Origin of the sequence: Pseudoxanthomonas sp. J35 (assembly GCF_000513995.1) — a bacterium.
Classification (GTDB): domain Bacteria; phylum Pseudomonadota; class Gammaproteobacteria; order Xanthomonadales; family Xanthomonadaceae; genus Pseudoxanthomonas.
The window spans coordinates 130,779-151,738 of sequence record NZ_AZVB01000008.1 but is presented as its reverse complement, the minus strand read 5'-3'; the positions used below and the strand labels follow the sequence as shown (position 1 = coordinate 151,738).

Here is a 20,960-nt window from a genome sequence, read left to right as displayed (position 1 = left end):
CAGGTTTCCTGTCGCACACTCCCGCCATCCGATCACGACTCCGGTCATCCCCATGCATCGCACTCCGCGCAACGCCTTCCGTCTCGTTCTCGGCCTGGGGCTGGGCCTGCTGCTGGCCGGCAACGCCAGCGCTGGCGCCCGCGACGAACTGGTCCGCTTCACCAGCGGCCTCAAGGGCCTGGAAGGGCAGTTCAGCCAGCAGGTGTTCGACGCCAACGGCAGGGCCAGGGAGAAGAGCAGCGGCAAGGTCGCCGTGTCCGCGCCGCGGCTGTTCCGCTGGGAGTACACGAAGCCGTTCGCCCAGCTGATCGTCGCCGACGGGCAGAAGGTCTGGATCTACGAGCCGGACCTGGAGCAGGCCACGGTCAAGCCGCAGGGCGAGGAGGAGCGCAACAGCCCGCTGGTGGCGCTGTTCGACCCGGCACGCCTGGACAGGCAGTTCGACGTCAGCGAGGAAGCCACCGCCAGCGATGGCCTGCAGTGGCTGACCCTGACCCCGAAGGTCGACGCCGAGACCAACTTCCAGATGGCGCGCCTCGGGTTCGATGCGCAGGGCCTGGCGCGGATGCAGGTGCTGGACCTGGTCGGCCAGAAGACCGAGATCAGCTTCCAGGGCTGGAAGCGCAACCCGGCCTTCACCGCCGGCACGTTCAAGTTCACCCCGGGCCCGGGCGTGGATGTGGTCGGGGAATGATCGACGGCGCCGCGGTCGCGGCCTGCGCGATCGCAGGCGCTAGGATGGTGGCATGAGCCGTCCGCGCCGCGCCGCTGCCGCCGATACCGACCTGCTATCCGCCGACTCCGCCCGGCAGGAGGCGATGCGCCCGCTGGCCGAGCGCATGCGCCCGCGCACCCTGGACGAGATGGTCGGCCAGCGCCGGCTGCTGGCGCCGGGTTCGGCGCTGCGCCGCGCGGTCGAATCCGGGCGCGTGCATTCGATGATCCTGTGGGGGCCGCCGGGCTGCGGCAAGACCACGCTCTCGCTGCTGCTGGCGCAGTACGCCGACGCCGATTTACGCGCGATCTCGGCGGTGCTCTCCGGCCTGCCGGAGGTGCGCCAGGTGCTGGCCGAGGCCGCGCAGCGCTTCGCCGAAGGGCGCCGCACCGTGCTGTTCGTGGACGAGGTGCACCGCTTCAACAAGACCCAGCAGGACGCGTTCCTGCCGCACATCGAGCGCGGCAGCATCGTGTTCGTCGGCGCCACCACCGAGAACCCCTCGTTCGAACTGAACTCGGCGCTGCTGTCGCGCTGCCGCGTGCACGTGATGGAGGCGGTGTCGGTGGACGACATCACCGCCGCGCTGCAGCGGGCGCTGGCCGACGAAGAGCGCGGCCTGGGCGGGCAGGGCATCGCCGTCGAGGCGCCGCTGCTGCGCGAGATCGCGTCGGCCGCCGACGGCGACGTGCGTCGCGCCCTGACCCTGCTGGAGATCGCCGCCGAGCTGGCCCTGGACGAGGGCGGCCAGGTCACCGAGCAGACCCTGCTGCAGGTGCTGGCCGACCGCACCCGCCGCTTCGACAAGGACGGCGAACAGTTCTACGACCAGATCTCGGCGCTGCACAAGTCGATCCGCAGCTCCAATCCCGATGCGGCCGTTTACTGGCTGGCGCGCATGCTCGACGGCGGCTGCGATCCGTCCTACCTGGCGCGCCGGCTCACCCGCATGGCGGTCGAGGACATCGGCCTGGCCGACCCGCGCGCGCTGCAGATGTCGGTCGATGCCTGGGATACCTACGAGCGCCTGGGCAGCCCGGAAGGCGACCTGGCCCTGGCCCAGGTCGCGATCTACCTGGCCAGCACGGCCAAGTCCAACGCCGCCTACGCCGCCTGGAATGCCGCGCGCGCCGACGTGCACAGGTACGGCACCGCAGAGGTGCCGATGCACCTGCGCAACGCGCCGACGAAGCTGATGAAGCAGCTCGGCTACAACAAGGGCTACCAGTACGACCACGACGCCGCCGGCGGCGTGGCGCTGGACCAGACCGGCTTCCCCGATGCGATGGGCGAGCGGGTCTACTACGAACCGGTCGAGCGCGGGCTGGAGATCAAGCTCAAGGAAAAGCTCGACCGGCTGCGGGCCGCGCGCGCCGAAGCGCGCCGGGGCAAGGGCTGAGCGGCGCGTCACGCGGCGTGCGCAAGGGGCAGGGCAGTGGAGATGGTGCGTTCCTTCATCGCGGTAGGCGCCGGCGCGGCGATCGGCGCGTGGATGCGCTGGGGCCTGTCGGTGTGGCTCAACCCTGCGCGCTCGCCGGTGCCGCTGGGCACGCTGGCCGCCAACCTGATCGGCGGTTACGCGATCGGCCTGGCGATGGGCTGGATCGCCTCGCGGCCGGGCCTGGCGCCGGAATGGCGCCTGTTCGTGGTCGCCGGCCTGCTGGGCGGGCTGACCACCTTCTCCACGTTCTCGGCGGAGATCGTCCAGCAGCTGGTGCGCCAGCAGTACGGCAGTGCGCTGTCCGGCGTGGCCCTGCACCTGGGCGGTTCGCTGCTGCTGACCCTGCTCGGCCTGTACACCTGGCGGGTGCTGAGGTTCGGCGCCTGAGGACGCTTTCCGCACGCTGAAGCAGCCCTGGCCGCCACGACGGCGTACTAACGCCGGCGGTGTCAGGGTCGCACCACCTTGAGTTACGTGAACCGTTGCATGCGCCTGAACCTGCTCCCCGCCGTCCTGCTGTGCTCCCTGCTGTCGCTGCCTGGCCCTGCCGCATCGCAGGAAATCACCCGCAACATGCCGGTGCCGGTGTTGGACCTGGGGCGCTATGCCGGCCAGTGGTACCAGGTCGCGCACCTGCCGTTCTTCTTCCAGCGCAAGTGCGTCAGCGACACCACGGCCCGCTACACGCTGCAGGAAGACGGCAACATCGAGGTGCTCAACGCCTGCACCACCGCGAAGGGCAAGCGCATGGAAGCGCTGGGCGTGGCCGAGCCGGTGCCGGGCAACCCGGGTTCGCTGCGGGTGACCTTCGCGCCGAAATGGACCACGTGGCTGCCGATGACCTGGGCGCCGTACTGGGTGCTCGCCGTCGACCCGGACTACCAGTGGGCGGTGGTGGGCGGCCCGGACCGCGACCATCTGTGGATCCTGGCGCGCGAACCGGAGATGGATGCGCAGCTCTATGCCAGGCTGGTCGAACAGCTGGGCGCCCTGGGTTATCCCGTCGACGAGCTGGTACGCGAGGCGCATACCCTGGGATCGCCCTGAGGGCGCACACGCGGCCTTTGCCGCAACCGCAAGAGGAGAAGCACGATGCGCACGTCACTCTCCGCCTTCCCGCCGATCCTCGCAGGCGCCATTTGCCTGGCCCTGGCCGCGTGCGGCCGCGACCAGGAGGCTCCGGTTCCAGGGGAGCAGGGCGTTACCGCGCCTGCCGCGCCAGTGGACGCGAGCGCCGCCGCCGGCGAACGCACGCCTTCGCTGCAGGACGAACTGGTCCTGCTCACCAACGAACCGTTCTGGCAGGCGCGCACCGATGGACCGGAGCTGGCGTTGAGCGGCATCGAAGGCCAGCGGCAACTGGACGTGGTCAGCAGCGTGCTCACCGAAGGCACGCGCACCGTCGTGGCCAACGATGCCTCTGGCAAGGTCGAGCTCCGCGTGACCGAGGAACCGTGCCAGGACTCGATGGCGGGCGCGTCGTTCCCGTTCACCGGCACGCTGGTCATCGACGGCGGCGCGCCGATCCAGGGTTGCGCGCGTCCGGCGTGGATGCCGCCGCCGGGCGAGCCGGACTGAGCCGGCTGCCAGCCGTACGCAGGCGTCGGTTAAAATGCGCGGCCCCATAGAACGGACCGCCACGCATGGCCGATTTCCCCGCCTGCCCGCAATGCGGGCTTGAGAATGTCTACGCCGATGGCGCGCTCTGGATCTGCCCGGAATGCGGCCACGAATGGTCCTCCGTGGCCGAGGCGGCTGAAGGCGGCGTGGTGGTGCGCGACAGCAACGGCAACGTGCTGTCCGCCGGCGATTCGGTGGTCGTGATCAAGGACCTCAAGGTCAAGGGCTCTTCGATCCCGCTCAAGCAGGGCACGGTGATCCGCAACATCCGCCTGGTCGAGGACGACCCCGAGCACATCGAGGGCAACTCGGACAAGATCAAGGGCCTGGTGCTCAAGACCATCTTCCTGCGCAAGGCCTGAAGGCCCCGGCCGCGCCCGGGCGCGGCCGCGCAGCGCCAGGTCGAGCCGGTCGACCACGATCCCCGGTCCGCGTTGTCGCTCCGGCCAGTGACGTACCGCCATGCCTGAAGGTGGCGGCCGCAACGCCGGGCGTTGGCGCCTTGGCCGGAAGGCGTGCCGGGCGGCCCCCCGACTTTCATCATGGGCGCCAGTACGGGGCCCGGTGCTTCAATCCCGTCGATAGGGCGGCCCGCCTGGGGCTGATCCCGCAGACAGGAGAGACCCATGCGCACCACCCGTCGTGACCTGCTCCGTATCGGCGCGCTGGCCGCCGCCAGCGCCGCGCTGCCGTCGTGGGCGCCGATCGCCCGCGCCGCGCGTCCGCTGCGCATCCTGATCCTCGGCGGCACCGGCTTCACCGGCCCGTTCCAGGTCCAGTACGCGCTGGCCCGCGGCCACCAGGTCACGCTGTTCAACCGCGGCAAGCGGCCTTCGCCGGAATGGCCGGGCGAGGTCGAGCAGCTGCACGGCGACCGCGAGACCGGCGACCTGTCCGCGCTCAAGGGCCGCGCCTGGGACGTGTGTATCGACAACCCGACCAGCCTGCCGTCGTGGGTGCGCGACGCCGGCCAGGTGCTGGCCGGCAACGTCGGCCACTACCTGTTCATCTCGACCATCTCGGTCTACGCCGACGGCAGCAAGCCGGGCATCGACGAGGACGCGCCGCTGGCCCAGTATCGCGGCAAGGACGCGATGGCCGAGACCCGGCAGACCCTGATCGCCGACATGGAGAACCTGTACGGTCCGCTCAAGGCGCTGAGCGAGGCCGAGGCGTTCCGCCAGTTCGGCAAGGCGGTGACCATCGTGCGTCCGGGCTACATCGTCGGCCCGCGCGACGAGACCGACCGCTTCACCTACTGGCCGCACCGCGTGGCGCAGGGCGGCGAGATGCTGGTGCCCGGCGACGGCAAGGATCCGATCCAGGTGATCGACGGCCGCGACCTGGGCGAGTGGATGATCCGCCTGGCCGAGAACCGCACCTTCGGCACCTTCAACGCCTGCGGCCCGCGCGACGCGCTGACCATGGACGCGATGCTCGAGGCCAGCCGCAAGGCCACCGGCGGGCAGCCGCGCTTTACCCATGTCGACAGCGCCTTCGTCGAGGAGAAGCAGATCGAGCTGCCGATCTGGGTGCCGCGCAACGAGGGCCCTTACGGTGGGTACGGCCAGGTCAGCAACGCACGCGCCGTTGCCGCCGGCCTGACCTTCCGTCCGCTGGAGACCACCATCGCCGACCTGATGGACTGGTTCGGCAAGCTGCCGGCCGAACGCCAGGCCAAGCTGCGCGCAGGCATCAGCCGCGAGCGCGAGGCCGAGCTGTTGGCCGCGTGGCACCAGCGCGGCACGCGTACCGGGCGGGCCTGAGCTTCGTCATGGCCGGCGTGCGGGGTGAACCGCGCGCCGGCATCCGTCCGGCCGTCGCAACCGGCCGTGGCTCCTTCACGGCGGATCGCCATCCGTCCCGCTAGCGTCACGGCATCGCGACCTGCGATCCAACGCCAGCGAGGAAGGACATGGCCACCGCCACCGAGAAGCGCGAACAACTGCGTGGCCTGATCAAGGGCATCGACATCGCGATGTTCACCACCTGGGGCGAGGACGGCTTCCCGGTGAGTCGGCCACTGAGCACCCAGGAGGCCGAGTTCGACGGCAAGGTGCTGTGGTTCTTCACCCGCCGCTCCAGCGCCAAGGTCGACGAGATCCGGCGCAACCCGAAGGTCAACGTCGCCTACGCCTCGAAGGAGCGCAACGTCTACCTGTCGGTGGCCGGCACCGCCGAGGCGATCGACGAGCAGGCGCTGATCGATGCCTACTGGAACGACGCGATGAAGGCGTTCTTCCCGGGCGGGCGCACCGATCCGGACCTGGCCCTCATCAAGGTCACCGTGCACACGGTCGAATACTGGGACGGTCCGTCGACCCTGCTGGGCAAGGCCATCGCCTTCGTCGTCTCGCGGGTGCGCAAGGACGATTCGGCCATGGGCGACAGCGGCCAGCTGCGGATGGCACCGGCGAAGAAGGCGGACAGCCGCAGCCGGGCAGGGAAGGCGGGAGGGGCGCGGAAGGCGACCGCAAAGAAGGCCGCCATCGCCAAGGCCGCGCGCAAGGCTCCGGCGAAAGCAGCGAAGAAGGCGTCCACCGGCACGGTCCGCGCGACAACCCGTACCTCGGGTGGTCGCAAGGTCGCCGGCGACGGTCCGGCGCGCGGTCCAGGGAAGACGGCCGCTGGCGGAAAGGCACGCAAGGCCGGGACGGGAAGCCGTTCCGGACGGAGCAGGGCAGGTTGAAACCCCCTCCCGGCGGCCACATGCTGTCAGGGAGAGTGAGGGCTGGAGGACGGACATGGCGACAGGCTGGGCAGGCGACGGCGCGGTCAACGACCAGATCGACGCGACGGTGAAGGACGCGGTGGAACGCGCGCGCCGGCAGCTGCCGCAGGGGCCGGGGCTGGAGCGATGCGAGGAATGCGACGCGCCGATCCCGCTGGCACGGCGCCGGGCCATGCCCGGGGTGCGCCTGTGCGTGCCCTGCCAGGAAGCGCACGACGAGGAGGCCTCGTTCAGCGCCTACAACCGCCGCGGCAGCAAGGACAGCCAGCTGCGCTGAGTGCCCGATCCGGCTTCGCGCTCAGCGGCTCTCCTGCGAGGCCGCGTTGGCGGCCGGCGTATCCAGCCACTTCGCTGGAACCGTGGTCCCGCGCCAGCGCCGCACGGTGCGCTGGAAGAACATGCTGTTGGGCACCTGCAGCACGCTTCCGGCGTCCCTGGCGTCGGGACCGACTTCCTGCAGCGTGCTGTAGATCAGGTTGATGTCCACGACCCGGCCCTTGAGCCCGGGCTTCTCGCCGTTCTCCAGCACCTCGACGTAGTCGCTGAGGCGGAACAGCCGGGTGCTGAATATCAGCACCGCGCAGAAGATGTTCGACAGCACGCTCCACGCGGCGAAGAACGCCACCGCGCCGACGGCGGCGAAACTGGTGAAGGCGGTCCACAGCACCGTCCCGGACACGCCCAGGCGATCCAGAACCAGGAGCACCGCGCCGAAGCTGATCAACGTCGCCGATACGCGGCGCATCACCGTGGCCATTTCCCGCGGCAGGCCACGGGTGTTGCCCAGGCGGACGACCAGGGAGCGCACCAGGCGCTGCAGCAGCCATGCGCCCAACAGCACCAGCACGACCTCGCCGACCGGCACGATCACGTCCAGCCAGTCACGTATCCAGGTGGGCAACGCCTGCTTCATCCGTCCTCGTCCCGTCGTTCCCGCGGCGTTGGCGCCGCTTGGCTGGCATTCTAAGGGCGAGTGGGCGGTCCATGCCCGGGTAGCGAAGCATGGGCAGTGGAGTCAGGAGTCGCCCCGGAGGAGGGCAGGGTCAGCCGACGGGCGCGGCAACGACGTGGATCGTGGTGCCGTCCAGTTCGACGCGCTGGCCCTCGCGGATCTTGCAGGTCTTGCGCCACTCGACCTCGCCATCCACACGGACCAGGCCCGCGGCGACCAGCTGCTTGCCGGCGCCGCCGCTGTCGCACAGCCCGGCCAGCTTGAGCAGCTGGTTGAGTTCGACGTAGTCGCCTTCCAGTTCGAACTCGAGCGTATCGGTCATCCCTGTCCTCAGTGTTGCAGCCGGGTCGAGGCCTGTTCGCGCCAGCGCCGCAGGCTGTCCAGCTTCTGCTTGTACACGCTGCGCACCTTGTCGTTGTCGCCGAGGTTGAGTGCGCGGCCCAGTTCGCGCTGGGCCGCGCCCAGGTCGCCGGAGAGAAAATACACGCGTGCCAGCCCGAAGTGGAACTGGTGTTCCTCGCCCTGCAGCGCGATCGCGCGCCGGTAGCGGGTGATCGCGCACTCGTAGTTGGCGTTGTGCTCGCATTCCAGGGCCAGCATGAACTGGTGGAACGGATCGGTGCGCTGCACCCGGTCCAGCCGCCACTCGTAACGGCGCTGCTGGCGTTCGTCGCCGGTGCGGCGGTACAGCGAGACCAGGTTGCTCAGCGTGGCCGCGTGTTCGCGCTTGTGCCGCAGGCCGGTCAGGTACGCGTGCTCGGCGGCCCTGGCGTCGCCCATGCGCAGCAGCAGCACGCCGTAGTTGTTCCAGGCCGGGACGAATTCCGGGTCGTCCTGCAGGGCGGCCAGCAGGGCGAGACGGGCGGAGGCCAGGTCGCCGTCGGCCATCAGCTCGGCGCCGCGGTTGTTGTGGAAATGGGCCAGGGCGCGGCGGTCGTCGACCCCGAACGGACGGTTGCGCGCCGCCAGGATGTTGGTGTCCACGTCCACCACCTGCCATTGCGCGCCGGTGCGCACGCCGACGTTGACGTGGTTGGCGTTGTAGATCACCCCTTCGTCCTGGTACCAGGCCAGCACTTCGCCCACTTCCTGGACCTGCGCATCCAGCCCGGCCTCGCGCGCCAGGGCCACGAACAGCAGGGTGAAGGACAGGCAGTTGGCCTTGCGGTCCCGGTACACCTCGGAGACGGTGCGGGTGTAGTCGTTGTCGTAAACCAGGGCCAGACCGTCGTCGCCGAACACGTAGGCCGCCAGCAGGTCCAGCTTGCGGCTGCGCGAACCGCCGCCGGGTTCGACGACGCGTTTGCGGACCTCGGCGCGCAGTTCTTCCGGCACCGCCATGACCTGTTCCATGGTCAACGGCGCGATGGGCGTGACGGGTACGGAGGGGATATCGGTGATGTCGGGCAAGGGCGAGGCCGGCGAGGTCGGGGCCAGCGCCAGGGTCGCCGCGAGGGTCAGGCTTGCGAACATGGCAACCTCCCGAATGCCTGTCTGCACCGCCAGTCTATGCCGCTTGCCTCGCTGCTGGCTGAAGGCCGGCAGTGCCGCGTACCCCATTGGTCGGAAGCGCAACTTCGGGCAATTCCGCGCGCGCCCTGGCCGGCGCCGGTTCGTGGCGCAACCGCGTGGGACACCGGCGTCCGGGGCAGGGAATCGGAGGCACGCCGGAACCGCCGGAGCGCGGCGTTGTATGCTGCGCTCGCTATCGCATCCCTATTCAGGAGTTACCCATGATCCAGCGTTTCGAGGTTGGCCCGCGCCTGTCGGAGATGGCCATCCACAACGGCGTGGCCTATCTGGCCGGCCAGGTGCCGGAGGACCCGACCAAGGACATCGTCGGCCAGACCCGCGAGGTGCTGGAAGCGATCGACGCGCTGCTGGCCCAGGCGGGCACCGACAAATCGAAGATCCTGCGCGCGGAGATCTTCCTGGCCGACATCGCCGACTTCCAGGGCATGAACCACGCCTGGGACGAGTGGGTGGTTCCGGGCCACACGCCACCCCGCGCCACCGTGCAGGCCAGGCTGGCGCGCCCGGAATGGAAGGTCGAGATCGTGGTGACGGCGGCGATCTGACCGCTGGGGTGCATCTGGCGGCCGGTCGCCGGCAGGCTCTTGCCACGTAGGCCGGGGGCCAACGGATTACGTGCGCCCGGCGAGGTCCGGGCGCGGGTCATTCCGGCGGACGCGCTACTGCAATCGCGCTTGCGCTCGCGGCAAGCGCGGCGGGGCTAGTGGTTGGAGCGCTATTCCCGGCGTGTCCGCTGGAGCCAGCGCACCAGATGCCGGTGCGGACGGACCCGGGTGGGGATGCTCGTCCAGGGCAGGCAGATCTCGATCTCCGTGCCTGAGCCTTCGCGGCTCCAGATGCGCAGGCGGGCACCCATCTTCCCGGCCCGTTCCTGCATGCCGGTGACGCCCCAATGTCCGGCGCGCGCGCGTTCCTGCAAGCGCCCGGAATCGCATCCCGGGGACCGCCGACAGGTCTGCACCAATCGCTGCCAGGGATTCCAGCAGAGCCCCGGGGCGGTAGTGCGGCAGGCGAAGGTCCATGACCCGGTCCCTGCCTTATGCAGCCGGAGCGTCAGGCCCTGCACGCCCTGCAGCAGGGTGTCGTGCAGTTCACGGGCGATGCGCTCGCGTTCCTGGTGCTGTACCTCGAGCCGCGCCAGCAGCCGCGAGGCCAGGTACCGGACCCTCGCACGATAGGCGACCCACAGCAATGCGATGGCGACAAGCGCGCAGAAGGCCATGAACTGCCAGGTCTGGTGCAGCGCGGGCGGTATCTCGAAATGGATGCTCGCCGGCTCGCTCCATGGCCCATCGCCGTAGGCGGCCGCCAGCTCGAACCCGTATCGCCCCGGAGGAAGCCCGCGATGTAGGTGGCCTCGCGCGAACCCCCGGGATGATGTCAGTCGTCGTCGTAGCCATGGAGGCGATAACGGAACTGCAGGATCTCGGGCGCCTTGAGTCCCGGCGCGGTATAGGCGATGGCGACCCGGCGCACCTGCGCGGGCAGGACCGGTTCTGGACCGGCCAGTGGCGCGTTGTCATCGCCGAGCAGCGAGACGATCTGGGGCGCGGGGGGCGCCAGTCCGGCGGCGACGCGGTGGGGGTCTGCCCGGCGTACGCCTGCACTGGTGGCAATCCAGATGCTTCCGTCAGCGCCGGACAGCGCGGTCGGTAGCGGGCGCAGCTGCCAGGAGTCGTCGGCCATCGGCTCGGTGGGCCCGAGCCGCTTCGGGGTGACCAGGTAAGCCGGATCGCGAAGGAACCCCGCGAGCTGCCCGGCCTCGATACGGAAAAGCCCGTCGTCCACATGCAGAGTTCGCCGGTCACCGTCTCGACCAGCCCGTGGAGGCCCCTGATGTCGCGGTATCCGAACCAGGGATGACCTGCGCGGTCGAGCACGGCGCGTACCGGCATCTTCTGCGAGGGCAGGGGGCCTTGCACCGGCTCCCGCGACCAGCGACCTGCCTGCCAGCGGTACAGGCCTTCATCGTGCAGGGAAGCCCACAACCTTCCCTTGCCGTCGTCCACCAGCGCACGCACGACGCTGTTCGATGCGATGCCCGGGGGCAGGCCGGTCACGGGTTCGACTCTGCTGCCACGGGTTTTCCAGAAGCCCGTTGGCCCGGCCAGCCAGACGTCGCCTTGCGGATTGCGGTGGGCCACGGTGACCGGGGGCGGCACCTGCGAGCTCACCCGTCCTGCCTGCGTCAGGCGCATCGCATTCCGGCTCATCGAGCCGGCCCACACCGCGCCTTCGGAGTCCACGGCCAACGCGAAGTTGTAGGCGGCCGCCGGAAAGCCGACCTTGGCCAGCTCGGGTTGGCGAAAGCGGCCCAGTCCCGCATTGGTTCCGAACCACAGGTTGCCTTCGCGATCCCTGAGCGCAGCCCCCACCACCTCGCCACTCAGCCCCTCGGCGCTGCCGAAGAGAGTCGAGTCCGCATCGGCAACGTTGCCGCCGGGCGAGGGGACATACCGGATGCCGTCACCGGTCGTGCCGATCCAGAGTCCGCCATCCAGGTCGAAGACCATCGTGGACAATGGGCTGGGATAAGCGCTCATCGACGCCCTCCCGGCAGCGCTGGAAGCACAACGCCCTCCGGTACGCCGTGCGCGACTCCGAAAGACGTCACCTGTCCGTTCTCAAGCCTGGCCAGGCCGCCGCGGCGCAGGCCGGCCCAGAGCGAGCCGTCGGGATGTGCCGCCAGCGCCATCACCCGCGGAAACGGCTCGCCATCGTTCGAGCGGACCGGCTCGAAGGTCATGCCATCAAACCGGAACAGGGTGTGGCCGCTTGCAAGCCACAGGAAACCGTCCCTGGTCTGGGCCAGCTCCGAAACCTGGCCAGGCAGTCCGCGCCTGGCCGTCCACTCGGCATGTTCGAACCCGGAAAGGTCCCGGTCGTCCTTTGCCGCGACAGCCAGCGGCCACGCCGAGGCATGCAATGCCATTACCAGGGCGGCACAACGGTGCAAGGCAGGACGCGGGCAAAGCCGCGGCATCCTTGGAGCCGTCTGTGCTGGCATGGATCCCGGTCCCATAGGCGCCGACAATCAGGCAGCGAGTCTGATGTCGAACGAACCCCGTGGATGGAGGCGGGCGCCCGGATGGGCCGCACGAAGCCCCAAGCCCGACGCCGTACGAGTGTCGGTAACCCCTTAACCATGTCGCAGAAGATCATTTCACCGTAACCAATTGAATTGTAAGGATCCTTTGGTGCGATCTCAGGAGCGCCTCGCGCCTGCACGTTTGGGAAGCGACGCGGTTAAGGGCCATGACCGGACTGCGCGCCATGGCTACGGATCAATCACCCCTTCAAAGGGTTAAGGATGCGTCAAACACGCCAGACAGCGCGTTCGACCACGGGCGGGAGCCTGCTCAATCCTGGCGACAACTCATCTGGACGCTCGCGCATCAGTTCCCATGCTGCGATCCAAAGGCTTGCGCGCCGGATCGACGGATCGGCGATCTCCCGGTACCCGTCCCATCGCAGCTTTTTGACCGGTTCTTGGTGGTGCGAAGGACCGTGGACGTACATCGCGAGGTTCCCGCTGGTCTGGATGCACTTCGTTAAAGGGATGTCCCTGACTTTGTTCATGTTGAAGCTGACGGCGATGAGCAGCTGGCGCGCGGCATGAGGATTACCGGCCAGGTTTGCGGGCCAGGGAGCGCCCTCATACAAGCTGCGCTCGAGGCTTTCCCCAAATGACGCAATCAACTCAAGAATCCGCTGCTCGTGAGCGGTCAGGTCGGGGAGTTGGAACTCGCGGACCTGGGGCCAGCTAGTCCACTGCTCTGGGCAGAGAAGGAGCGGGAATCCATGAACCGCGCACCGGGTGCGAAGAACCCGCCTCCACCCGCGACGGAACCATAGGGGGTCACCTCGGCGCCGGTCGTCTGTCCAGCACAAGGGGCAATAGACCTCATCCGCTTGTGGGGCAAGGAGCCAAGGAGCGTCCGGCAGGCGCTGAGCAGACAGGTCGGAGGGTGGCAGCCCCATAGCGATGGCCATCCTGCGCAGCACGCGGAGAGCGGGTGAGTCGATTTCCCCGTACGGTTGCGGGTCGTCCCAGTTCAGGCATTCCCACAGCCGCTTGGGCGGGCACTCGTATAGCGCGGCGGCGCGGTTGATGACCGAACGCAGCGTTTCGTCCGGCATCGGCGGTCGAATCCACCAACGCTGGCGGGCGGGTTCAGCTTCAAGCATCGATCCTCCGAAGTTCGATCTGTAGAGCCGCTTGTCTCGCAGCAGCCAGCGGCGGTTCGATCATGGCGCGTTCCAATAGCGCCGCCGTGATCCGATCTTCTCCGCACTCGACGGCATGGGCAGCGGCGTGGGTCACCAACTGAACGATCGTCTGCAGAACGCCCCTCGACAGTCGCGTCAACTCCGTCGAGAGCGTCGGCGAAGACAGATAGGAGGGCTTGCGCAACGGAAGCGCCTTCTCCAATGCATCGAGGAAGTTCTTCAGGTACGCATCGCGCGTCCAGATAGGCAACTCCCGGTACTTGAAACGCGCGTTCAAGTGCTCATCGACCTGCATCGCCGCGGGTGCGTGGGATGTCCCCAATATGAGGATCGGCAAAGACAACTCGTTCATGAGGAACTTGATGGTGTCCAATGCAATGCGCTGCTGGCGTGCTGTCGTCGTCAGGATGTCCTGGATCTCGTCGACGACCAGCAACCTGAGATTCGCTGCTCGGCAGAGCTTGATCACCATGCGCTCCCGGTCGCTTCCCGAGTAGCGGCTGGGCTCAGGAACTCCGAACCGGACCAGGATCCGGCTGTAGAGCGTTTTCGCTTCCCGGGCATTGGTCATGTTGATGGCCAGCACTGGTTGGCCGGCCGCCCTTCCGGCCATTGCCGGCGTCGGAGGGTGACGGCGAAGGACGGCACGGGACAGCATGGTCTTTCCGGAACCAGGCTTGCCGGAGACAACCAGCCCATTGGCCCTTGTCCGGGAAGGCATTCGGATGAGGAACTCGATGTGGTCAAGAACTGGGACCAGCCGTTCGTGCATGATGAATCGCTCGATGAGCATGCGGCCGGCTCGCTCTTCATCAGGCAGGTCAAGTTGCCCACGTGCCGAGGGGTCAAGGTGCCTGAAATCGCTCATGTCCGTCAGCTCCATTCTTCAAGCTGAAGGGCGGCATGGCTGGGGATCGACACACCTACGATTGGCGACGGCTCTGCGGGATTTGCCTCTCTAGAAGACGCGCCACGCTTGTCGGGGCGTTTCCCGCCGCGAGCCGCACGGGTAGCGTTCTGCGCAATGGCCTCGATGCGGTCGGTGGCCTCGAACCCCTTGTCTGTTTCGGCGTGAAGTCTGGCTTGCGTGATCCGATCGACCTTCCTGCCGAGAGTAGCTTCCGCCGCGCGGCCGCCGATCAGGGCTGCCGTCACCAGCACCCCGTCCGAGCGTCGTATCCAGACCTCGCTCGGATCTCTTGGGTCATAGCGGACCCGTACAGGCGCATCCGAGCGGAGCATGGGAACCAGATCGTCATGCCAGTAGCGCGACCCCCTGAGCTCGATCCCGGTGCGACGCACTAGGCGCGTTTCGAAGGGCAGGAAATCCATCCGGAAGTCCCTTGGCCGCGCAATCAATGGGGGACTGGTGATGTTTCCTGCCGCATCAGTGAGACTGCGCTCCCACGCAACGATCGGGGGCAAGCCAAGCACGCGATGGTTGCGCTGGTGATAGAACCTGCAGACCTTCTGCGTCATCCATTGACGGAACTCCTCCAGGGTCAGGCGGGCCTTGCCTTCGCTGTCGTAGTTCCCCCGTTCCCGGACGTTGCTGAAAGTGGTGCCCGGCAGGAGATGGGCAATTTTCATGAGCGTGCCGATCAGCCGCTCGATGTGACCTCCGTAGTGCGGTGTCCTGACCGGGCGCCACGTCAGGTCGATCTGGTGTTCGTCGCAGCCTCGCTCCAGCGCCATGCTGCGGAAGTCTTTTCCGTTATCGACCAGAATCCTTCTCGGCTTGCCGTACATCGGCCAGATTCCAGGATCCGTGGCGTTCTCCGGCTTTGGCAGGACGACATGCTCGATGCACAGCGAGACCGACACCGATGAAGGTGCCTCCATCGAGATGTACATGCCGAGTACGCAGCGAGTCGCCACGTCGATCGCCAAGGTGATCCAGGGACGGCCCAACACTTCGAGACGGTCGTCGCTCAGGACCATGACGTCAGCGCGAGTGTGATCGATCTGGATCAGGTCCAGAGGCCGTTCGACCCTCAGACCTCCCACTCGTGGCCGCCACTTTTGATGGGCGGCTGGCCCGCCCTCGCGTGCCATGTCCGAGGCGACACCGATCTCCTGGTTCAAGCGCAGCAAGATCGCCTTGCGTGACGGCATCGGCAGCTGAAGTCGGCGCGCCATCGACTGGGCACGGACCACCACGTATTCCTTGGGCGGCTTTTCGCGACGCATGTAGTGCTTGGCGATGACGTGCCGGATCAATGCATCGACCCGTGGGTCGAGCCGACAGAATCCGAGCGGCCGGCCACCTGGTTTCCTGGCTAGGGTGCTGGCCCTTGGATCTTTCGCAAAGGCGGCACGGATGCGCTGCAGCTGGCGGACACTCAGCTCGTATCGCTTGGCTAGCTTCGTGAGAGCAACTCGAGGTACCTCCCTGCAATCAAGCAGGGCACTCAGATCCTTGGCAAGCTCGGTACACCGCCTCCATTCCGCTTCGTGGATGGTTCCTGCCTCCCTATCAGCGCCGGTCGAAGGAAGTGCCTCGATCTGGGCAATGGGAACGGTGATCATCTTCCCCGTCCCCATGTCTCGCGCATCCACTTGCGAAATCGAACTCGCCCCGTCGATCTGGATCACTCGCCCGTTGGCCATGCAGACGGTTCCCGGGTTCAGTAGGAGGCTCATTCGACACCTCCTTGATCGACGTTGAGTTCTTGCTCCGACCTTGCGTGGTTGCGGTTGCTGCCACCCACGCAGCATCTCTGCAGACGTGCCGGCATAGCTGAGGAGCCCGGCATGCGCCGGGAATAGGACTTGGTGGGCATTGAGCTCTCCCTGCCGGCCCCCTTGAGGCGAACCGGCGCGTTCAGATACATCCCGCCCTGTTTGAACAGGGCAGGGGAACTTGACTTCCTAGGAGGGCGCTCGGAACATAGCCTCAACGGGCGTGAATCCGTTTCAGCTACTGGGCCCCGCATTGGCGTGCGGGGCCCAGTTCGTTCGAGCGATGGAATCTCACTCGCTCATCGTCGGCTCCTTCTCTGTTCGTTCCCTTGCCCCGGATGATCCGCACGCGTCCGTTCGTGCCGGGAAATCTCTCGGTACTTCCTGATGCGGGCCCCGTGTCGCCCGGCTCGCGCTCCTTTCGGGCTCATGCGGCCGCCGGAGGAGTCGCTCGGCGCCTCAGCCCGGCAAGCCATGAGGCAACGTCCTTGGTGAGCGCGTACTTCCCCCGCCGGTGTGGGATGGCGAAGACAGGGACCGGGACCAGGCCCCGTGCCAACGCCTGGCGAAAGCCGTCTCCGGAGGCGTAGCCCAGCGCCTGACGCAGCTCGTCTTGACCAATTACAGGCCCATACCGGTGCAGCAAGTCTTGCTGCAAGGCGTCGGCGAGCGGATCCGCTGGCTTGTCATGGCAGGTCACGCACGTAGCGTAACGGTTGCTAGGATTTGGGCCCACAAGGAACGACGAAGGCCGTCGTTACTCTATTGCGCCACCTCTCCTGCGAGCCTAAGCCATTGAATCGCTTGAAATCCTACGGCGATACACGTCTGAAGCAGCTGATTCGGCGTGCAGATGCTGGACAGCCGGACTCTGCACGCAGGGCGCTCGATGTGCTCAGAGTTGGCCTGTGGTTCGAGGAGTTGCGCGCGCAATCAGGTTGCGAAACGGCATACGGCCTCGGTCGCCTGCTTCAGCCGCAGACCTACAAGGACGGGTTTCACCACAACAACCTCTGGGCGAAGTACGCCGGTGGGCTGCACCTCCCGGGAGCCGAAACGGTACGGGCGTGCGCGGAGAAGCTCCCCGGATCGGATGAGCCGCTTATGAGCCCCGCCTGGTGTGCCCTGGACATCAGCAAAGCACCGAAGGGCAATGGAGACACCCTTCTGCGAGCCCTTGGGCCTGGTATCCAGACTGCCGTGTTCGACCAGCGGGAGTTGGCAAAAGGACGCTACGTTCTTCGAAAAGCATTGGGCACGTCGTTGAGGAGCCTGGAAGGACAAGCGGGGCTGCAGTCGTTGGCGGCTACCGTGGTGTTGTTGCAGGACGCCTATGTGAATGGCGATAGATCGAGAGCCTTCACGATTGGTCGATCACTGCATCGAACCTTGCTGATGGCGGCAGTTGCAAGCCCGCTTAAGTTCATTTCGGTCGAGCTGTTCGAGTTCTTTATCCGATACATCTTCCCGATGGCTGCCGGGGAGGAGTTCGAGATGGACCTGGACCGAAATATGCTCCAGTCACAATCAGAATGGCTCAGACGGACAGCGTTGAACCTTCACATGCGTGGTCGGCCAGGTTTCTCCCTGGTGGGCAATACTCGGCAGCTGCGACGGTTACTGCAGCTCGACTTCGGCTTTGATCTTCTGTATGGCCTGGGGCCGCGTCTCAGGACGCTCATGCCATCGGACGCGGTTCAGCCGCGCCTGTCCGCTTTCATCGCAGAGAACAACGCGAGATGCGATTGGGGTGCCTCAGTACTCGCATCCGGTCAATGCGTGCGCCTGCCTCCCGACCACATTCGATGAGCCGGAACGAGAGCCACAAAAGCACCAGCGGGCGCACCGGTCAGCCGTCGCGGAGGCGAGCGGACGCTTTGTCGATGAAGAGTGACATCTCCAAGCGGGAGGACAATGCCCCGGGCGGGACATCCGTCGCTAGCTTTTGGGCGAGCACCGCCGCCAGCGCCATCTGGGCATCAGTTGGTGCCTTGATATCCCAGTCCAAGGCTTCAGACAGTGCGCTGGTCAAGTGCTTGCCAAGCCTGACGTTGAATCGCTCGCGCGCGGCAGCCTCTCGCAACCGGGCCCATTGACGAAGGAGGGCGCGCTCGTCCGACTCCGAGATCGGGACCTCGAGGGCTATGCCGTGCTCAGGTGCGACCAGGTAGAGGCCCATGGAGCAGTTGGATCCTTGAAGACTTGACCGGACACTAAGGATATCTTAGTGTGAAAGCGTGGACGCTTGCGCCATCCTATGGTTCCAACCGTAGGGGGCACAGTGTCCGACACCACGCGTCCAATCTTTGCCCAGAGACTGGCCGAAGCACGTAGTCGTGCGGGTCTTTCCCAGGCTCAGCTTGGCGTTCTGGCCGGTATGGAGCCTGAAGTGGCGAGCCCTCGCGTCAACCAGTACGAACGCGGCGTGCACGAGCCCCGCGCCGAGATGGCGAAGAAGCTTGCGGAAGCCTTGAATGTCCCTGCCGCGTTCCTGTATACCGAGGACGAGATGCTGGCCAAGCTGCTGCTGCGCTGGAACGATCTCAGCAAGACGCAGAAGCGCGATCTGGTGAAGCAGGTCGAGCAGTCAACTGCCACAAGCAAGTAACGGCCGAACTGACGGTGTGCGCGCCGTCCATTCGGACGGTGACTCGGGAGACGTGAATGCCTGACGTCCGGAACGCATCGGTGAAGGTCGCTTTTACCTCCGAGGAGAAGCGCAAGCTCGTCGAGTCCGCCCGCATGGAAGGCCGATCACTCGCCGACTACATCCGCGAACGTGTCCTTGCGGAGTGCCGAGTAGAGGACGAGGTGTTTCATCTCCTGCTGGACGACCTGGCTCGCGCAGCGATGCCGCTGCAGCGTGCCGGAACCGGTCAGCCGGATGCGGACGACGCTGGTGCGCCACAAGAACTACCGGAACAGCAGCACGCCCGCATAGCCAAGGAAGTGCGTGCTTCATTGTCTGGCGAGCAGATCGAAGCTTTGTCCCAGTTCCTGAATCCTGCGTTCGAGCGAGGGCTTTGGCCCGGCCCCATGCCGCGAAATGAGAAGGTGGAAGATGAGCAGCCAGGGTTTGACTGATTCCGTGTCCAATGCGGCAAACGAGCTTCATCTGCATCCGGTAGACGGTGGCCGTTGGGTCGGGGTGGTATACCTAAAGGGCGCCAAGCGGATCGAAACTGAGCCGCTGTCAAGTATCGACGCCGTCAAGTCCGAGGTCGCCAAGCACGTTGAGGGCGAGCTGAAGAACGTCAAATGGGCACAAGATGGCGGAATGATCCTGAGCGAGGGCTAGTGCTGGCAGAATTCGTTGTTGATCAGCAACGTGCCTAGCCATCAGCCGCCCATCGCCGTCGGCCAGCCAAGAACCTGATGTGCGCATCAAGCTTGCGGTGAACTGCAGGCCTGCTTGGTGTGGCCGATGTATCGCATCGGCCATCTTCCAGGTGAAGCAGCTATGCGCGATTAGGGGCCGTTATCGTGGCTAGCAGCCGACAAGTTCGCCTGCGCTGCGTGTTTTTGCGTCCGGCGGCCTCCAGATACCGTTCGAGGCTCATGAGCGGCACCCCGGTTCCGGACATGAAACCTGGGCGCTGCCCGGCCGGCGCAGTGCCCCCAGGATGGTGCACGTTCCGCGCTCGCCGCCGGCGCAGTCGGCAATGACCCGTTCCAGTTCCGACGCCATACGCTGCAACTCTGCGATGCGCCCCTGGATATCGGCCAGATGGGTGCGGGCCATGGCGTCGACGTCGCGGCACGACATGGTGGGGTCGTCGTCCAGGCGCAGCAGGCTGCGGATCTCCTCCAGGCTGAAGCCCAGCTCGCGCCCTCGGCTGATGAAGCGCAGCCGGTCGACATCGGCGGGGGTGTAGGAGCGATAGCCGCTGTGCGTGCGCTTGGGCGGCGACACCAGGCCCGAGCGCTCGTAGTAGCGGATGGTCTCCAGGTGGCAGCCACTGGCGGCGGCCGCTTCGCTGATCTTCACGTGCTTGACTCCGTAGCTACTACAGACTTTATCCTTCGCCGCATTCCGCCGCCACCCTGGCCGGGTGGCATCTGTTCGACGAGGACCCCGATGAGCGATTGCGGCTGCCACCATGAGGCAAAGAACGCACAGGAGCGGCGCGTACTGCGCATCGCCCTGGTGCTCAACGCCGCCATGGCGGTGATCGGCGGCCTTGCCGGCTGGATCGCCCAGTCGACCGGCCTGCTGGCCGACGCCCTGGACATGCTGTCCGACGCCACCGCCTACGCGATCGGCCTGGTGGCCATTGGGCGCACCGCCCGCTTCAAGGCGAACGCGGCCTGGCTCAGTGGCAGCGTGCTGCTCGTGCTCGGTATCGGCGTGCTGGTGGAGGTGGGCCGGCGCGTCGTCTATGGCGCCGAGCCGCTCAGCGGCTGGATGATCGGCACCGCGCTGCTGTCGCTTGCGGTCAACGTCACCGTCCTGCGCCTGCTTGCCCCGCTGAAGGCGGGCGAGGTCCACCTGCGTGCCACCTGGCTGTTCACCCGCGCCGACGTGGTGGCCAACATCGGCGTCATCCTGGCCGGTGTATTGGTACTCTGGCTCGCCACCCCGTACCCGGATTACGTCATCGGCACCCTGATCGGCCTGTACGTGATCAAGGAAGCCATCGAGATCCTCGGCGATGCCCGCCGTGCCCGCGCCGAATCGAAATCGCCCTCTGCATGACCTCGCGTCGTCCCCCGCTGTCCCTCTGTCGCTGGCTGATGCTGGCGGCATTGGCGTTGAGCGTGGTCCTGCAGCCGGTGCTGGGCTCGGTGAGCGAATTGCACGAGCTGTCGCACGGCGCCGCGAGCGTGCACGACATCAGCGAAACCGGAGCGCCCGATGAAGAGGGCAATGCCGCCGGCACGCTGCACGTCATGCACCACTTGGCTCACTGCTGCGGGCATGTGGTGCCTACACCCGCTGCACCGCTGGTGCTGCCCCGGATCAGTCACAGCGAACCCACGAACCTGACGGACTCGCGCCTTGTGCCTAGCGGGCGATGGCTCGCCCCCTTCCGACCTCCGATCTCGGCCTGACGCC

26 protein-coding genes and 1 pseudogene are annotated in these 20,960 nt (G+C 66.8%); 16 read left to right on the top strand and 11 right to left on the bottom strand.

All coding sequences use genetic code 11. The features are described 5' to 3' along the window. Positions 1 to 52: 52 nt before the first annotated feature. The 9 genes and pseudogenes from lolA (at position 53) to PSEJ35_RS0106930 (ending at position 6,784) form a co-directional block, all read left to right on the top strand. A complete protein-coding gene (lolA, locus tag PSEJ35_RS0106970; RefSeq protein WP_028917153.1) occupies positions 53 to 694 on the top strand; it encodes an outer membrane lipoprotein chaperone LolA in 642 nt (213 codons plus the stop codon). A 52-nt stretch (positions 695 to 746) separates the two neighbouring features. Continuing rightward, positions 747 to 2,114: a replication-associated recombination protein A gene (locus PSEJ35_RS0106965; protein WP_028917152.1), complete on the top strand. Its 1,368-nt coding sequence runs from the start codon at positions 747 to 749 to the stop codon at positions 2,112 to 2,114. Between the two features lie 42 nt (positions 2,115 to 2,156). Further along, positions 2,157 to 2,543 carry a fluoride efflux transporter CrcB gene (gene crcB / locus PSEJ35_RS0106960; protein WP_037082627.1) on the top strand — a complete coding sequence of 129 codons (387 nt, stop codon included), beginning with the start codon at positions 2,157 to 2,159 and terminating at the stop codon, positions 2,541 to 2,543. 99 nt (positions 2,544 to 2,642) lie between these two features. Further along, complete coding sequence (locus PSEJ35_RS0106955) at positions 2,643 to 3,203, top strand: lipocalin family protein (protein ID WP_028917150.1); 561 nt, start codon at positions 2,643 to 2,645, stop codon at positions 3,201 to 3,203. A 45-nt stretch (positions 3,204 to 3,248) separates the two neighbouring features. Further along, positions 3,249 to 3,734 carry a hypothetical protein gene (locus tag PSEJ35_RS0106950; RefSeq protein WP_156924752.1) on the top strand — a complete coding sequence of 162 codons (486 nt, stop codon included), beginning with the start codon at positions 3,249 to 3,251 and terminating at the stop codon, positions 3,732 to 3,734. Positions 3,735 to 3,799: 65 nt separating this feature from the next. Continuing rightward, the gene (locus tag PSEJ35_RS0106945; protein WP_028917148.1) at positions 3,800 to 4,138 is read left to right on the top strand and encodes a zinc ribbon domain-containing protein YjdM; all 339 of its coding nucleotides are present in this window, start codon (positions 3,800 to 3,802) and stop codon (positions 4,136 to 4,138) included. A 264-nt stretch (positions 4,139 to 4,402) separates the two neighbouring features. Further along, a complete protein-coding gene (locus PSEJ35_RS0106940; protein WP_028917147.1) occupies positions 4,403 to 5,542 on the top strand; it encodes an SDR family oxidoreductase in 1,140 nt (379 codons plus the stop codon). Positions 5,543 to 5,691: 149 nt separating this feature from the next. Further along, a pseudogene (locus PSEJ35_RS17600) lies at positions 5,692 to 6,168 on the top strand (pyridoxamine 5'-phosphate oxidase family protein); the annotation flags it as partial. A gap of 352 nt (positions 6,169 to 6,520) precedes the next feature. Continuing rightward, entirely contained in the window at positions 6,521 to 6,784 is a 264-nt protein-coding gene (locus PSEJ35_RS0106930; protein ID WP_024867846.1) for a DksA/TraR family C4-type zinc finger protein, read from the top strand. 21 nt (positions 6,785 to 6,805) lie between these two features. Here PSEJ35_RS0106930 and PSEJ35_RS0106925 read toward each other — a convergent pair whose 3' ends face one another. From PSEJ35_RS0106925 to PSEJ35_RS0106915, 3 genes are all read right to left on the bottom strand, one after another. Then, positions 6,806 to 7,420, bottom strand: coding sequence for a mechanosensitive ion channel family protein (locus PSEJ35_RS0106925; protein WP_028917146.1), 615 nt, complete (start codon positions 7,418 to 7,420; stop codon positions 6,806 to 6,808). Between the two features lie 130 nt (positions 7,421 to 7,550). Next, a complete protein-coding gene (locus PSEJ35_RS0106920) occupies positions 7,551 to 7,781 on the bottom strand; it encodes an RNA-binding S4 domain-containing protein (RefSeq protein WP_028917145.1) in 231 nt (76 codons plus the stop codon). Positions 7,782 to 7,789: 8 nt separating this feature from the next. Next, positions 7,790 to 8,932, bottom strand: a complete 1,143-nt coding sequence (locus PSEJ35_RS0106915) for a tetratricopeptide repeat protein (protein ID WP_028917144.1) — start codon at positions 8,930 to 8,932, stop codon at positions 7,790 to 7,792. 260 nt (positions 8,933 to 9,192) lie between these two features. Here PSEJ35_RS0106915 and PSEJ35_RS0106910 point away from each other — a divergent pair, with 260 nt between their 5' ends. After that, a complete protein-coding gene (locus tag PSEJ35_RS0106910) occupies positions 9,193 to 9,537 on the top strand; it encodes a RidA family protein (protein ID WP_024867850.1) in 345 nt (114 codons plus the stop codon). A gap of 170 nt (positions 9,538 to 9,707) precedes the next feature. Here PSEJ35_RS0106910 and PSEJ35_RS0106905 read toward each other — a convergent pair whose 3' ends face one another. The 6 genes from PSEJ35_RS0106905 to PSEJ35_RS15665 all read right to left on the bottom strand — a co-directional run bounded on the left by PSEJ35_RS0106905 (position 9,708) and on the right by PSEJ35_RS15665 (position 15,865). Continuing rightward, complete coding sequence (locus PSEJ35_RS0106905) at positions 9,708 to 10,214, bottom strand: histidine kinase (RefSeq protein WP_028917143.1); 507 nt, start codon at positions 10,212 to 10,214, stop codon at positions 9,708 to 9,710. Positions 10,215 to 10,372: 158 nt separating this feature from the next. Then, positions 10,373 to 10,780, bottom strand: coding sequence for a hypothetical protein (locus tag PSEJ35_RS17445; RefSeq protein ID WP_028917142.1), 408 nt, complete (start codon positions 10,778 to 10,780; stop codon positions 10,373 to 10,375). 751 nt (positions 10,781 to 11,531) lie between these two features. Beyond that, positions 11,532 to 11,924 (bottom strand): hypothetical protein, encoded by a 393-nt coding sequence (locus PSEJ35_RS0106895; RefSeq protein ID WP_028917141.1) that lies wholly within the window; start codon positions 11,922 to 11,924, stop codon positions 11,532 to 11,534. Between the two features lie 383 nt (positions 11,925 to 12,307). After that, entirely contained in the window at positions 12,308 to 13,180 is an 873-nt protein-coding gene (locus tag PSEJ35_RS16925) for a TniQ family protein (protein ID WP_084635474.1), read from the bottom strand. After that, on the bottom strand, positions 13,173 to 14,090 hold the full coding sequence (locus PSEJ35_RS0106885; RefSeq protein WP_198014164.1) for a TniB family NTP-binding protein: 918 nt from the start codon (positions 14,088 to 14,090) through the stop codon (positions 13,173 to 13,175). The genes PSEJ35_RS16925 and PSEJ35_RS0106885 overlap by 8 nt, the downstream gene beginning before the upstream one ends. Positions 14,091 to 14,095: 5 nt before the next feature. Further along, on the bottom strand, positions 14,096 to 15,865 hold the full coding sequence (locus tag PSEJ35_RS15665) for a Mu transposase C-terminal domain-containing protein (RefSeq protein ID WP_198014163.1): 1,770 nt from the start codon (positions 15,863 to 15,865) through the stop codon (positions 14,096 to 14,098). An 843-nt stretch (positions 15,866 to 16,708) separates the two neighbouring features. Here PSEJ35_RS15665 and PSEJ35_RS0106875 point away from each other — a divergent pair. Continuing rightward, positions 16,709 to 17,713, top strand: a complete 1,005-nt coding sequence (locus PSEJ35_RS0106875; protein WP_232207596.1) for a hypothetical protein — start codon at positions 16,709 to 16,711, stop codon at positions 17,711 to 17,713. A gap of 40 nt (positions 17,714 to 17,753) precedes the next feature. Here PSEJ35_RS0106875 and PSEJ35_RS0106870 read toward each other — a convergent pair whose 3' ends face one another. After that, a complete protein-coding gene (locus PSEJ35_RS0106870; protein WP_028917137.1) occupies positions 17,754 to 18,083 on the bottom strand; it encodes a hypothetical protein in 330 nt (109 codons plus the stop codon). Positions 18,084 to 18,185: 102 nt separating this feature from the next. Between PSEJ35_RS0106870 and PSEJ35_RS0106865 the strand changes: the two genes are divergently transcribed. Genes PSEJ35_RS0106865 through PSEJ35_RS17195 form a run of 3 tightly spaced genes read left to right on the top strand, consistent with a single transcriptional unit; the run spans position 18,186 to position 19,202 of the window. After that, positions 18,186 to 18,512, top strand: coding sequence for a helix-turn-helix transcriptional regulator (locus tag PSEJ35_RS0106865; protein WP_028917136.1), 327 nt, complete (start codon positions 18,186 to 18,188; stop codon positions 18,510 to 18,512). Between the two features lie 56 nt (positions 18,513 to 18,568). Next, positions 18,569 to 18,988 (top strand): hypothetical protein, encoded by a 420-nt coding sequence (locus PSEJ35_RS17200; RefSeq protein ID WP_156924751.1) that lies wholly within the window; start codon positions 18,569 to 18,571, stop codon positions 18,986 to 18,988. Next, positions 18,966 to 19,202: a hypothetical protein gene (locus PSEJ35_RS17195; protein ID WP_156924750.1), complete on the top strand. Its 237-nt coding sequence runs from the start codon at positions 18,966 to 18,968 to the stop codon at positions 19,200 to 19,202. The genes PSEJ35_RS17200 and PSEJ35_RS17195 overlap by 23 nt, the downstream gene beginning before the upstream one ends. 258 nt (positions 19,203 to 19,460) lie before the next feature. Here PSEJ35_RS17195 and PSEJ35_RS0106850 read toward each other — a convergent pair whose 3' ends face one another. Next, on the bottom strand, positions 19,461 to 19,892 hold the full coding sequence (locus PSEJ35_RS0106850) for a helix-turn-helix domain-containing protein (protein WP_024867893.1): 432 nt from the start codon (positions 19,890 to 19,892) through the stop codon (positions 19,461 to 19,463). Between the two features lie 90 nt (positions 19,893 to 19,982). On the opposite strand from PSEJ35_RS0106850, the gene PSEJ35_RS0106845 reads away from it, so the two are divergent. After that, positions 19,983 to 20,600 carry a cation transporter gene (locus PSEJ35_RS0106845; protein ID WP_024867892.1) on the top strand — a complete coding sequence of 206 codons (618 nt, stop codon included), beginning with the start codon at positions 19,983 to 19,985 and terminating at the stop codon, positions 20,598 to 20,600. Further along, a complete protein-coding gene (locus PSEJ35_RS0106840) occupies positions 20,597 to 20,956 on the top strand; it encodes a DUF2946 family protein (RefSeq protein ID WP_028917135.1) in 360 nt (119 codons plus the stop codon). The genes PSEJ35_RS0106845 and PSEJ35_RS0106840 overlap by 4 nt, the downstream gene beginning before the upstream one ends. The last annotated feature ends 4 nt before the right edge of the window (positions 20,957 to 20,960 follow it).